Origin of the sequence: Flavobacterium sp. UGB4466, from assembly GCF_903469665.1 — a bacterium.
Taxonomy (GTDB): domain Bacteria; phylum Bacteroidota; class Bacteroidia; order Flavobacteriales; family Flavobacteriaceae; genus Flavobacterium; species Flavobacterium lipolyticum.
The window spans coordinates 1-14,869 of the sequence record NZ_CAGKLC010000070.1 but is presented as its reverse complement, the minus strand read 5'-3'; the positions used below and the strand labels follow the sequence as shown (position 1 = coordinate 14,869).

The window sequence follows — 14,869 nt, the reverse complement described above, 5'->3', positions numbered from 1 at the left end:
ATCTCTATTCTGTAAACCTTGATTTCTAATCATCAACGATTTAAATGACCATTTTTTTTACGTCAGAAGTGGTTTTAATTTCTCTTAACCATATTAAATTCTCTATTTCTACTGCCAGAAACTGAATAGTCGGATTTGTAAAAACGACTTCCATATTTACCTTAATGTCAAATGTCTGATGTACTAATGACAATAGCTTGGTTGCATTAAGACTATTCCCACCCAGTTCGAAAAAATTATCTATCGTTCCAATTTTATTTAATTTTAGTATCTCCTGCCAGAGGGCAACGAGCTTCTCCTCTATTTCATTGGTTGGAGCAATGTATTCCTGTTGGATAACATCGTCTGTGCTTACCGGCGGCAAGGCTTTTTTATCGATCTTACCGTTGGGTGTTAGTGGAAATTTATCCAAGAACACATAAAAACTCGGCAGCATATATTCCGGCAGTTCTCTCGAAAGTGACTGACGAAGCTGTTGTTTGTCAATAGTTGCAGTACTTACCAGATAACTTACAATCACCGGATCGCCATTTACAGTTGCCGTGAGGACCACACACTGATCGATCTCTTCCTGAGACTGCAATACCTGCTCGATTTCTCCGAGTTCAATACGATGTCCTCTGATCTTCACCTGACTGTCTTTTCGACCAATATAAGCGATGGTGCCGTCAGGTAACCATTTACCTAAATCGCCTGTTTTGTACAATTTAGTCGTATCGTTAAATGGGTTTTTGATAAACTTCTCTGTGGTGAGTTCCGGTTGGTACAAATACCCTCTGGACAAACCGTCGCCTGAGATACAGATTTCTCCAATTACCCCCACAGGTTGCAATGCCAGCTCTTCTGAGAGTACATAAAACTGGGTGTTGTCTAAGGCTTTTCCAATAGGTACCGAGCTTTCGTAAGTGCCTTCTACTCGGTAATAACTACTGTAGGTGGTGTCTTCCGAAGGTCCGTAAAGGTTTCTAATAGCAATGCCTGAATTGGTAAAACAGTTGGCAATACTTACCGGAAAGGCTTCTCCGGCAAGGTTGATTCCAACGGCATTCTCAAAGGTGGTTCCTTTTTCGATCAGAGTATGGATCACCGATGGAACCGTATTGATCAGTACATTTTTGTCGCTGTGAATATAATCTCCTATCGATAATCCATTGGCCAGTAAACGGATTTGTTTTCCAATGCTTAACGGATAGAAAAATTCGTAAACAGACAAGTCAAAACAATGTGAAGTTACGGCGTATAAGGTATCAAAATCGGTATCGCTAAATTCTCTTTGCGACCAGCATAACATGGCTACCGCATTCTGATGGGTGATCATAACTCCTTTTGGTTTTCCTGTGGAACCAGAGGTGTAAATGATATAGGCCAACTGCTGTGCACTAAAAGTGATCTGCGGCAATGATTTTGATATGGATTCTGCTTGTTTAAAACTTGCGATAAAGCTATCGTCTATGGTTATTTTGCATTTACTGTCTTGTTCGATGTACTCAATTCTTTGTGCCGGATAGTTCGGATCGATTGGAACGTAAGCACATCCTGATTTTAAAACAGCCAATAAGGCAATAGGGAGCCACTCGCTACGGCCGAGTTTTACACCTACTAAATCTTCTACGGCTAAGTTGTAATTGCTTAACAGGTAGTGTGAGAGTTCGTTAGAAATCTCATCGAGTTCTTTGTAGGTGAAGCTTTTTCTATCGGTCACCAGAGCAAACTGTTCCGGAGTTTTCTTTGCCTGACTGACAAATAAATCAACCATAGTGTGATCTTTAGGATACTCTACTGCTGTGTCGTTAAAATCCACTAGCAATTGTGTGGTCTCAGCTTGGCTCAAATAGTTGAGTGTGGCTACTTTTTGCTCCGGATTTTGGAGGGCTTTGGTTAAAAAAGTATCTAAATGAGCCGCCAATCGCGCTACAAATTCAGATTCGTAAATATCGGTATTGTATTCCATGTACAAACTCAGTTCTCCCTGATATTCTGCGAAAGCAAAGGTTAAATCAAATTTGCTAAATGATTTTTTCAGATTTTTATAAGGCTTTATTTCAACACCGTTTATGGTTAGGTTTTCAGACGCTAATAATTCCCGTTGATTTTGAAATACCACCAGGACGTCAAATAAGACCGAACGGCTTAAATCTCTTTTAAGATTAAGCGCTTCTACCAAACTATCAAAAGGATAATCCTGATGAGAATAGGCTTTTAGTAAGGTTTCTTTTTGTATACTGAGTAATTCTTCAAAACTTGTTTTTTCTTCAAAAACAGTTCGAATGGCCAGTGTATTTAAATACAATCCAACCTGGTTTTCCAGATCACTGTGTTTTCTTCCGGCTATGGGGGTTCCTAAAATGAGGTCCCTGGTGTTGGTATATCTGGACAATAATCCGTTTATACCTGCCATTAAAAACATAAAAAGTGTTACCCCATTTTGCTGTGCATGAGCATTAAACTGACCGGTAATTTCTTTTGAAAAAGTGTGCTTTAACCCCGAGCCGTTATACGTTTTAAGCTTCGGTCTTACTTTATTGGAAGGCAGTTCCAAAACCGGTAAATCTCCTGAGAATGTCTCTAACCATACCGCTTTAGATTTTTCCAGCACTGCTTGTCTGGACGGACTGTTTTGCCATTCTGAATAGTCTTTGTACTGAATAAGCAAGTCGGATAATACGATCTCATTTCCTATAACCAATTCGTTATAAATCGTTATAAATTCTTTACTCAATATCCCCATCGACCAGCCATCGCCAATAATGTGATGCATATTAAGCATTAGAACATGATGATCTGCAGCTGTCTTTACAATCTCTCCTATAAAAAGAGGTCCTCTTTCTAAATCAAAAGCATGTCTTTGAAGTGCATTGGCGTGATTGCTCAGGACTTCAGCTGTAGCATTATTTAAATCTGTAAACTGTAAAGTTCCACTGTATTGCGCCACCGGGACAATATACTGTCCCAGATTCCCCTGTTCGTCTTCTTTAAAAATGGTACGTAAGCTCTCATGTCTCCTCACTAAAATTTGAAAGGCCTCGGCTAATTTTTCAAGTTTCAATTCTCCCTTAAACTCAAAGGCATTAAACAGATTATAGGCCGAGTTACCGGTTTCAAATTGACTTAAGGTCCACAAACGGTGCTGAGACGAAGTAAGCGCATAAGATTCTTTGACTGCTGCCTTTGGAATTGACTCTGAAGACGAAAGTAAGGTGATCAGTTCATTTTTATGTGCTTTAATTTCTTCAATAATTTCAGGAGTTAAAGTCCCCTTCGGAGCATTAATTTTCAAATCCCCATTTTCAACCCGAAGTCTGATATTCAAGGATTGCAACGTATGTAGTAATTTTTTTATCACGATATCATTTTTTAAGTAAATTAAAAAGCATCTCTGTTTTTCAGAATTGTTATATTCTCCTCTCACTAGTTAGCACCAAAAAATACTATCGGCTGAACTGAGATCAGTTTATATCATAATTTCATCCAAATCATCAACCGACTCTCCGGCCAATTCATTCTGGAATACGATAAATTTTAGTTTTTCCGAAACTCCAATAACATCCTGGGTTTCATACAAATCCTCAATAGAAAATCTCGTATCAAAAGCCTTGTTGATTCTGTTGATTAAAACAGTAGCTTTTAAACTGTTTCCTCCTAATTCAAAGAAATTATCGGTAATGCCTATTTTCTCCAGTTTTAGAATGTCCTGCCATATCGCTACCAGTTTCTCCTCTATTTCATTGGTTGGAGCAATGTATTCCTGTTGGATAACATCCTCTGTACTTACCGGAGGCAAGGCTTTTTTATCGATCTTACCGTTGGGTGTTAGTGGAAATTTATCCAAGAACACATAAAAACTCGGCTGCATATATTCCGGTAATTCTCTCGAAAGTGACTGACGAAGCTGTTGTTTGTCAATAGTTGCGGTGCTTACCAGATAACTTACAATCACCGGATCTCCATTTACAGTTGCCGTGAGGACCACACACTGATCGATCTCCTCCTGTGACTGCAATACCTGCTCGATTTCTCCGAGTTCAATACGATGTCCTCTGATCTTCACCTGACTGTCTTTTCGGCCAATGTAAGCGATGGTACCGTCAGGTAACCATTTACCTAAATCGCCTGTTTTATAGAGTTTGCTGTCTTCTTTGAATGGGTTTTTGATAAATTTTTCTGCAGTAAGTTCCGGTTGGTACAAATACCCTCTGGACAAACCGTCGCCTGAGATACAGATTTCTCCAATTACCCCCACAGGCTGTAATGCCAGCTCTTCTGAGAGTACGTAAAACTGGGTGTTGTCTAAGGCTTTTCCAATAGGTACCGAGCTTTCGTAAGTCCCTTCTACTCGGTAATAACTGCTGTAAGTAGTATCTTCCGAAGGTCCGTACAAATTTCTCACGGCTATGCCTGAGGCTGCAAAATGATTGGCAATGCTTACCGGAAAGGCTTCTCCGGCAAGGTTGATTCCAACGGCATTCTCAAAGGTGGTTCCTTTTTCGATCAGAGTATGGATCACCGATGGAACCGTATTGATCAGTACATTTTTGTCGCTGTGAATATAATCTCCTATCGATAATCCATTGGCCAGTAAACGGATTTGTTTTCCAATGCTTAACGGATAGAAAAATTCGTAAACAGACAGATCAAAACAATGTGAAGTTACGGCGTATAAAATATCAAAATCGGTATCGCTAAATTCTCTTTGCGACCAGCATAACATGGCTACCGCATTCTGATGGGTGATCATAACTCCTTTTGGTTTTCCTGTGGATCCTGAGGTGTAGATGATATAGGCCAACTGCTGTGCACTAAAAGTGATCTGCGGCAATGATTTTGATATGGATTCTGCTTGTTTAAAACTTGCGATAAAGCTATCGTCTATGGTTATTTTACATTGACTGTCTTGCTCGATGTATTCAATTCTTTGTGCCGGATAGTTCGGATCGATTGGAACATAAGCACATCCTGATTTTAAAACAGCCAATAAGGCAATAGGCAGCCACTCGCTACGGCCGAGTTTTACACCTACTAAATCTTCTACGGCTAAGTTGTAATTGCTTAACAGGTAGTGTGAGAGTTCGTTAGAAATCTCGTCGAGTTCTTTGTAGGTAAAACTTTTGGTATCGGTTAATAAAGCAATCTGTTCCGGGGTTTTCTTTGCCTGACTGACAAATAAATCAACCATAGTGTGATCCTTAGGATACTCTACTGCTGTGTCGTTAAAATCCTGCAGCAATTGTGTGATCTCGGCTTCGCTCAAATAGTTGAGTGTGGCTATTTTTTGCTCCGGATTTTGGAGGGCTTTGGTTAAAAAAGTATCTAAATGATTGGCTAAACGGGCTACAAATTCCGGCTGATAAATGTCGGTGTTGTATTCGATGTGTAAACTCAACTGTTCTTCTTTTTCTGAGAAGATGAAGCTTAAATCAAATTGACTGACTTTTCTTGGATTGGCTTTATAAGGTTTTAAGGTTAAACTTTCTATTTGTTCTGCATTTGAAGCAAATAAATCCTGCTGATTTTGTAAAACTACCAGCACATCAAAGAGTGCTGAGCGGCTTGTATCACGTCCTAAACCTAGTTGTTCTACCAGATTGTCCAGCGGATATTCCTGATGGGAATAGGCATCGAGCAGGGTTTCTTTTTGTATTTGCAGCAGGGATTCAAAATCTGCTGTTTCTTCAAAACGGGTTCGAATGGCCAGGGTGTTGAGATAAAGTCCTATTTGATTTTCCAGATCACTGTGCTCTCTTCCCGCAATTGGTGTTCCTAGAATAAGGTCTCTGGTGTTGGTGTATCTTGAGAGTAATCCGTTGATTCCTGCCATCAGGGTCATAAAGAGGCTGCTGTTGTGCTGCTCTGAGAATATTTTCAGCTTAACACTTGCTTCTTTGCTGAAATTGTGGGTGATGGAATCTCCGGCATAGGTCTTCATTTTTGGCCTCATTTTGTCTGTCGGAAGTTCCAGTACCGGCAGGTTACCGCTAAAGATATCCAGCCAATAAGCTTCTGATTTCTTTTGTTTGGTGATTTGTTCCTCGCTTCTGATCCAGCTTGCATAGTCTTTGTATTGCAGGCTAAGTTCGGGCAGACTGATGGTTTTGTTCTGAACTAAATGATCGTAAATCGTGATAAGTTCGTTGCTCAAAATTCCCATCGACCAGCCATCACTAATAATATGGTGCATATTGAAAAGTAACAGGTGTTTGTTTTCTGATTGTCTGATGAGTTTCAGGTTTACCAAAGGGGCTTTCTCTAAATCAAATTGATACTGATAGCTTTGAGCAACGCTTTGTTCCAGGGCTTCTTCTTGTTTTTCAACTTTAGTAAAATCTTCAAAATCTACTTTAAAATTAATGTCTTTGGCATCGACTATAAATTGACGCACTTCTCCCTGATCGTCTCTTTTGAAATAGGTTCTTAGGGTTTCATGTCTGGCCATAAGAAGGTTGAAAGCTTCTGTTAATTGTGCTGTGTTTAAATTTCCTTCGAGTTCAAATGAACCGGGAATGTTGTAGGCCTGATTCCCTCCTTCAAACTGGCTTAATATCCATAAGCGGTGCTGAGAAGAGCTTAAAACGTAGCTTTCCTGTTGCTCTGCTTTGGGTATGGCGGTGAAGGTTCCTTCCTCAAGTTTACTGATAATTCCTGAGATCGTTGGGTTCAAAAAGACGTCTTTCACACTGATCTGATAGCCTAATTGTCGGTTGATTTTGTTGGCTACCAAAATTACTTTCAGACTGTGTCCGCCCAATTCAAAGAAGTTGTCTGTAGTTCCAATGGTTTTTATGCCCAGTATTTCTTCCCAGATTGCAACTAATTGTTTCTCTAGGGTTGTCACCGGAGCGGTATATTCCTGCTGAATCTTATCGTTTACATCCACTCTAGGCAATGCTTTCAGATCCACTTTACCGTGGGAGGTTAATGCTATGGCGTCTAATTGTACATAATACCCCGGAAGCATATAATCCGGTAAGTATTGACTCAATTGCACACGAAGTTCTTGTTTGTCAAGTTCTTTTTCTCCCACCACATAGGCTACTATTGCGGGCTCTGTCTCTATGTCTTGTACGGTTACCACACACTGACTGATACTGTCTTGTGACAATAGTGCGTGTTCGATTTCACCGAGTTCTATTCGGTGGCCTCTTACTTTTACCTGCTGGTCTTTTCTACCGGTAAGTTCGATGCTGCCATCCGGTAGCCATCGGCCCAGATCGCCTGTCTTGTAGAGTCTGGCTCCTGCAATGAAGGGATGAGTGATGAATTTTTCTTCGGTGAGTTCAGGGTTGTTCAGGTATCCTCTGGACAGGCTGTTTCCGGAGATGCAGAGTTCTCCAAATACACCAATGGGCTGTAACGCCAGGTTATCGGATAAGATATAGATCTGACTGTCTTTTAAAGGTTTGCCAATTGAAATGAGGTTTCTTTGCAGATCGCTTTGTTCTACTCTTCCCATCACAGCGCTAATGGTGGCTTCTGTTGGGCCGTACTTGTTGTAGAAGTCGGCTATTTTGACCATTTTTTCAGCCAGATTTTTGGGGCATACTTCTCCTGCCGCAACAATTCTTTTCAGGGTCTTGCAGGTGGAAAGCTGCTCTAAATGTGACAAATAACCCGGGGTGGCATGCAGGTGGGTTACACTCTGTTGGTTTAATAAGTTTATGAAGTCGGTCGGATCAATAATACGCTCTTTTGGAGCACCAATCAGGGTGGCTCCGCTAAGCAAAGCCAAAAAGATCTGTTCCATCGACGCATCAAAGGCGTTGTTGGAGAATTGTACGATACGATCGGACGCACCAAACCCGAATTCTTCTTTTTGATTTAGGATGTAGTTTACTAAGCTTTTGTGATTGATCATTACTCCTTTGGGCTGTCCTGTGGAGCCTGAAGTATAAATGACATACATAAGGTTCTCCGGAGTCAAAGAAATCACAGGTAATGTGGTTGGATAATTGTTCTGACTCGATATGAAATTCGCCAATAACTTCTCGTCAATAACAACTTTACATGTACTGTCTTGCTCGATATAAGCAATTCTCTGCTCCGGATAACCCGGATCTATAGGAACATAAACACCGCCGGTTTTCAATACGGCCAAAAGTGAGGTGTAAATCCACTCGCTGCGCTCTAATTTTACAGCGATCAGGTCCTCTGTTTTTATGTCATAGTGAGTCAATAAATAATGTGCCAGCTGATTGGAAAGCGCGTCGAGTTCTCTGTAAGTCAACGATCTGTTTTCGAAAACTACTGCAACGGCATCAGGGGTCTGCCCGGCTTGCTGCTCGAACATTTCAACGGCTGTAGCTTCTACTGTTGCTGCTGTTTTTGAAGTACTAAAATCTTCCAAAAGGATCGTTTTCTCTGAGCTTGAAATGTAGTCCAGACTGGCCGTATCCTGACCCGGATTTTGGATTGCCTTTGTTAAAAAACTATCGAAATGAGAAGCCAACCGCTTTACAAAATCCAATTCATAAATATCCGTATTGTAGTCGATATTTAAATGTAGCTGCCCTTGTTTCTCCGAAAAAGAAAAGGTTAAATCAAACTTACTAAATGACTTCTTTAAATTTTTATAAGGCGCTATTTCGAGACCGTTTAACACTAAGCCTTGGGAGGTTAATAATTCCTGCTGGTTTTGAAATACCACTAAAACATCAAATAAAACAGATCGACTCAGGTCTCTTTTAAAATTAAGCGCTTCTGCCAAACTATCAAAAGGATAGTCCTGATGGGAATAAGCTTCTAATAAAGTTTCCTTTTGTATGGCCAATAATTCTTCAAAACTTACTGTTTCTTCAAAAGTGGTTCGAATGGCCAGCGTATTTAAGTACAATCCAACCTGATTTTCTAAATCACTGTGCTTTCTCCCGGCCGCCGGAGTACCCAGAATAAGGTCTCTCGTGTTGGTGTATCTGGAAAGTAATCCATTTATACCTGCCATTAAAAGCATAAAAAGTGTTACTCCGTTTTGCTGTGCATAGCCATTAAACTGAGAAGTGCTTTCTTTTGAAAAAGAATGGCTGCATCCCGAACCGTTATACGTTTTAAGTTTAGGTCTTGTTTTATTAGCGGGTAGTTTCAAAACCGGTAAATCTCCCGAAAATCTATCTAACCAGAATGCCTTAGATTTTTCCAATATGGCTTGTCTGGCTTGACTATTCTGCCATTCTGAATAATCTTTATATTGAATAGGCAGTTCCGCTAATACAGCCTCATTCCCTATTGTCAATTCATTGTAAACTGCCATAAACTCTTTACTCAATATCCCCATCGACCAGCCATCGCCAATAATATGGTGCATGTTAAGCATCAGAATATGATGATCTGCCGCTGCCTTTACAATCTCTCCTATAAAAAGCGGTCCTTTTTCTAAATCAAAAACATGCTTTTGAAATCTCTCTACATAATTACTCAGTACTTCAGCTGTAGCATTATTCAAATCTGTAAACTGTAAAACTCCTTTATATTGAGAAACAGGAATGATATATTGTCCCAGATTTTCCTGTTCATCTTCTTTAAAAACAGTACGTAAACTTTCATGCCGCTCTGTTAAAATAGTAAAAGTCTGAGTTAGTTTTTCAAAATCTAAAACTCCTTTAAATTCAAATGCTTCAAATATATTATAAGCGGAATTCCCACCTTCAAACTGGCTTAAAGTCCAGAATTGGCGCTGTGGCGAAGTAAGCGCATAAGATTCTTTGCTAACCGCTTTAGGGATAGACTCTGAAGACGAAAGTAGTTCGATCAGCTCCGTTTTATGTGCTTTAATTTCTTCAATAATTTCGGTAGTCAAAGCCCCCTTAGGAGCATTAATTTTTAAATCTCCGTTATCTACTCGAAGCCTGATATTTAAGGATTGTAATGTTTGTATTAGATTCTCTATCATGATATGATTTTTAAAGTAATGAAATGCCTGTATGATTTTCTCAAACCATGACACTATTCTCTCAATAGCTGGCAGTCAAATGCCACTACCCACTGAGCATAATTAATTTTAGTAAATAGAAACACTTTCTTTTTGAGCCGAAAAAAAATCTACGCCTTTAAAAAATACTGCAAAAAAAGCATGGCTGCTTAAATACAGCCATGCTTAAGATATAAAATGAAACTCGCGATTAAATTTTATATTAAACTGTTGTGGGATTAATTCATAAACACATAGAAACATAGTTTTTCTATGTTCAAATAAGGCGTTTCACTTGACATAAAACGTCCCGATAAATCGGGATGAAGGAAATGTATTTCTTTCAGATATTCTTTCCTGTATGTAAAAATGGATGTCGCTATGTGTTAAGTATTTTTCACGTTGATTCCGCAGATCTTGCAGATTTCTTGTTCGTTCTTTGTTGTAGTTATTATTCAACACAACAAATTAGATCAATACCTCATCCAAATCATTAGCGGTTTCTACTGCTAGCTGATTCTGGAAAATTATAAAGCTTAATTTCTTAGAAACTCCTATAATACTCTGGGTTTTGTACAAATCCTCAATAGAAAATCTCGTATCAAAGGCCTTGTTGATTCTGTTGATTAAAACAGTAGCTTTTAAACTGTTTCCTCCTAATTCAAAGAAATTATCGGTAATGCCTATTTTCTCCAATTTTAGAATGTCCTGCCATATCGCTGCCAGTTTCTCCTCTATTTCATTGGTCGGTGCGATGTATTCCTGTTGGATAACATCGTCTGTACTTACCGGCGGCAAGGCTTTTTTATCAATCTTGCCGTTGGGTGTTAGTGGAAATTTATCTAAGAACACATAAAAACTCGGCAGCATGTATTCCGGTAATTCTCTCGAAAGTGACTGACGAAGCTGTTGTTTGTCAATAGTTGCGGTGCTTACCAAGTAACTTACAATCACCGGATCTCCATTTACAGTTGCCGTGAGGACCACACACTGATCGATCTCCTTCTGTGACTGCAATACCTGCTCGATTTCTCCGAGTTCAATACGATGTCCTCTGATCTTCACCTGACTGTCTTTTCGACCAATGTAAGCGATGGTGCCATCAGGTAACCATTTGCCCAAATCGCCTGTTTTATAGAGTTTGCTGTCTTCTTTGAAAGGGTTCTCTATAAACTTCTCTGTGGTGAGTTCCGGTTGGTACAAATACCCTCTGGACAAACCGTCACCTGAGATACAGATTTCTCCAATTACCCCCACAGGCTGTAATGCCAGCTCTTCTGAGAGTACATAAAACTGGGTGTTGTCTAAGGCTTTTCCAATAGGTACAGAGCTTTCGTAAGTCCCTTCTACTCGGTAATAACTGCTGTAGGTGGTGTCTTCCGAAGGTCCGTACAGATTTCTAATAGCAATGCCTGAGTTGGTAAAATGGTTGGCGATACTCACCGGGAATGCTTCTCCGGCAAGGTTGATTCCAACGGCATTCTCAAAGGTGGTTCCTTTCTCGATCAGGGTATGGATCACCGATGGAACCGTATTGATCAGTACATTTTTGTCGCTGTGAATATAATCTCCTATCGATAATCCATTGGACAGTAAACGGATTTGTTTTCCAATGCTTAACGGATAGAAAAATTCGTAAACGGACAGGTCAAAACAATGTGAGGTTACGGCGTATAAGATATCAAAATCGGTATCGCTAAATTCTCTTTGTGACCAGCATAACATGGCTACCGCATTCTGATGGGTGATCATAACTCCTTTTGGTTTTCCTGTGGATCCGGAGGTGTAGATGATATAAGCCAACTGCTGTGCATTGAAAGTGATCTGCGGCAATGATTTTGATATGGATTCTGCTTGTTTAAAAGTTGCGATAAAGCTATCGTCTATGGTTATTTTGCATTGACTGTCTTGCTCGATGTATTCAATTCTTTGTGCCGGATAGTTCGGATCGATTGGAACATAAGCACATCCTGATTTCAAAACAGCCAATAAGGCAATAGGCAGCCACTCGCTACGGCCGAGTTTTACACCTACTAAATCTTCTACGGCTAAGTTGTAATTGCTTAACAGGTAGTGTGAGAGTTCGTTAGAAATCTCATCGAGTTCTTTGTAGGTGAAGCTTTTTCTATCGGTCACCAGAGCAAACTGTTCCGGAGTTTTCTTTGCCTGAGTTACAAATAAATCAACCATAGTGTGATCTTTAGGATACTCTACTGCTGTGTCGTTAAAATCCTGCAGCAATTGCGTGGTCTCGGCTTGGCTCAAATAGTTGAGTTTGGCTACTTTTTGCTCCGGATTTTGGAGGGCTTTGGTTAAAAAAGTATCTAAATGATTGGCTAAACGGGCTACAAATTCCGGCTGATAAATGTCGGTGTTGTATTCGATGTGTAAACTCAACTGTTCTTCTTTTTCTGAGAAGATGAAGCTTAAATCAAATTGACTAACTTTTCTTGGATTGGCTTTATAAGGTTTTAAGGTTAAACTTTCTATTTGTTCTGCATTTGAAGCAAATAAATCCTGCTGATTTTGTAAAACTACCAGCACATCAAAGAGTGCTGATCGGCTTGTATCTCGTCCTAAACCTAGTTGTTCTACCAGATTGTCCAGCGGATATTCCTGATGGGAATAGGCATCGAGCAGGGTTTCTTTTTGTATTTGCAGCAGGGTTTCAAAATCTGCTGTTTCTTCAAAACGGGTTCGAATGGCCAGGGTGTTGAGATAAAGTCCTATTTGATTTTCCAGATCACTGTGCTCTCTTCCCGCAATTGGTGTTCCTAGAATAAGGTCTCTGGTGTTGGTGTATCTTGAGAGTAATCCGTTGATTCCTGCCATCAGGGTCATAAAGAGGCTGCTGTTGTGCTGCTCTGAGAATGTTTTCAGCTTAACACTTGCTTCTTTGCTGAAGTTGTGGGTGATGGAATCTCCGGCATAGGTCTTCATTTTTGGCCTCATTTTGTCTGTCGGAAGTTCCAGTACCGGCAGGTTACCGCCAAAGATCTCCAGCCAATAGGCTTCTGATTTCTTTTGTTTGGTGATTTGTTCTTCACTTCGCATCCAGCTTGCATAGTCTTTGTATTGCAGGCTAAGTTCGGGCAGACTGATGGTTTTGTTCTGAACTAAATGATCGTAAATCGTGATAAGTTCGTTGCTCAAAATTCCCATAGACCAGCCATCACTAATAATATGGTGCATATTAAAGAGTAACAGGTGTCGGTTTTCTGATAATTTTACAAGCTGTGCGTTTACTAAAGGTGCCTGTGCCAAATCAAATGGATGCTGAGCGTACTGCTCTGCTCTTTTTTCTACTGCCAGCTGCTGGTTTTCAACTGTAGTGAAATCGGCATAATCAATTTTAAAGTCTATGTCTGAAGGATCAATGATGAATTGACGCACTTCTCCTTCTTCATTTCGTTTGAAAGAAGTTCTTAAAATTTCATGTCGGTTAATAACGGTTTTAAAGGCCTGGTTTAGGTATGCTACATTTAAAGTTCCTTCGAGTTCAAACGAACCGGGAATGTTGTAGGCCTGATTCCCACCTTCAAACTGACTCAGTATCCATAGTCGGTGCTGAGAAGAGGTCAAAACATAATTGGATTGTTCTTCGGCTTTAGGGATAGCAGTGTAAGCTGCAGTTTCAAGTTTGCTGATAATTCCTGAGATGGTTGGGTTCAAAAAGACGTCTTTCACACTGATCTGATAGCCTAATTGTCGGTTGATTTTGTTGGCTACCAAAATTACTTTCAGACTGTGTCCGCCCAATTCAAAGAAGTTGTCTGTAGTTCCAATATTTTTTATGCCCAGTATTTCTTCCCAGATTGCAACTAATTGTTTCTCTAAGGTTGTCACCGGAGCGGTATATTCCTGCTGAATCTTATCGTTTACATCCACTCTAGGCAATGCTTTCAGATCCACTTTACCGTGGGAAGTTAATGCAATGGCGTCTAATTGTACATAATACCCCGGAAGCATATAATCCGGTAAAGATTGACTCAATTGCACACGAAGTTCTTGTTTGTCAAGTTCTTTTTCTCCCACCACATAGGCTACTATTGCGGGTTCTGTCTCTATGTCTTGTACGGTTACCACACACTGACTGATACTGTCTTGTGACAATAGTGCGTGTTCGATTTCACCGAGTTCTATTCGGTGGCCTCTTACTTTTACCTGCTGGTCTTTTCTACCGGTAAGTTCGATGCTGCCATCGGGTAGCCATCGGCCCAGATCGCCTGTCTTGTAGAGTCTGGCTCCTGCAATAAAAGGATGAGCGATGAATTTTTCTTCGGTGAGTTCAGGGTTGTTCAGGTATCCTCTGGACAGGCTGTTTCCGGAGATGCAGAGTTCTCCAAATACACCAATGGGCTGTAACGCCAGATTATCGGATAAGATATAGATCTGACTGTCTTTTAAAGGTTTGCCAATTGAAATGAGGTTTCTTTGCAGATCGCTTTGTTCTACTCTTTCCATCACAGCGCTAATGGTGGCTTCTGTTGGGCCGTACTTGTTGTAGAAGTCGGCTATTTTAATCATTTTTTCAGCCAGATTTTTTGGGCATACTTCTCCTGCCGCAACAATTCTTTTTAGGGTCTTGCAAGTGGAAAGCTGCTCTAAATGTGACAAATAACCCGGTGTGGCATGCAGGTGGGTTACACTGTGTTGGTTTAATAAGTTTATAAAGTCGGTCGGATCAATGATACGCTCTTTTGGAGCACCAATCAGGGTGGCTCCGCTAAGCAAAGCCAAAAAGATCTGTTCCATCGACGCATCAAAAGCGTTGTTGGAGAATTGTACGATACGATCGGACACATCAAACCCGAATTCTTCTTTTTGATTTAAGATGTAGTTCACCAAACTTTTGTGCTCGATCATTACTCCTTTGGGCTGTCCCGTGGAGCCTGAGGTATAAATGACATACATAAGGTTCTCCGGAGTCAAAGAAATCACAGGTAATGTGGTTGGATAATTGTTCTGACTCGA

General features: G+C 40.3%; 3 protein-coding genes. All 3 read right to left on the bottom strand.

From position 1 onward, the window contains the following. Positions 1-40: 40 nt before the first annotated feature. Entirely contained in the window at positions 41-3,343 is a 3,303-nt protein-coding gene (locus tag JO950_RS15640; protein ID WP_202703497.1) for a non-ribosomal peptide synthetase, read from the bottom strand. A 108-nt stretch (positions 3,344-3,451) separates the two neighbouring features. Then, positions 3,452-9,877 (bottom strand): non-ribosomal peptide synthetase, encoded by a 6,426-nt coding sequence (locus JO950_RS22290; RefSeq protein ID WP_237732364.1) that lies wholly within the window; start codon positions 9,875-9,877, stop codon positions 3,452-3,454. Positions 9,878-10,363: 486 nt separating this feature from the next. Then, positions 10,364-14,869 (bottom strand): non-ribosomal peptide synthetase (locus JO950_RS15630; RefSeq protein WP_202703496.1); only part of this gene is annotated, 4,506 nt, incomplete at its 5' end.

Coding starts and splice junctions, on each gene's coding strand:
- JO950_RS22290 (WP_237732364.1), bottom strand. CDS start 9,877: ATGATAGAGAATCTAATACAAACATTACAATCCTTAAATATCAGGCTT.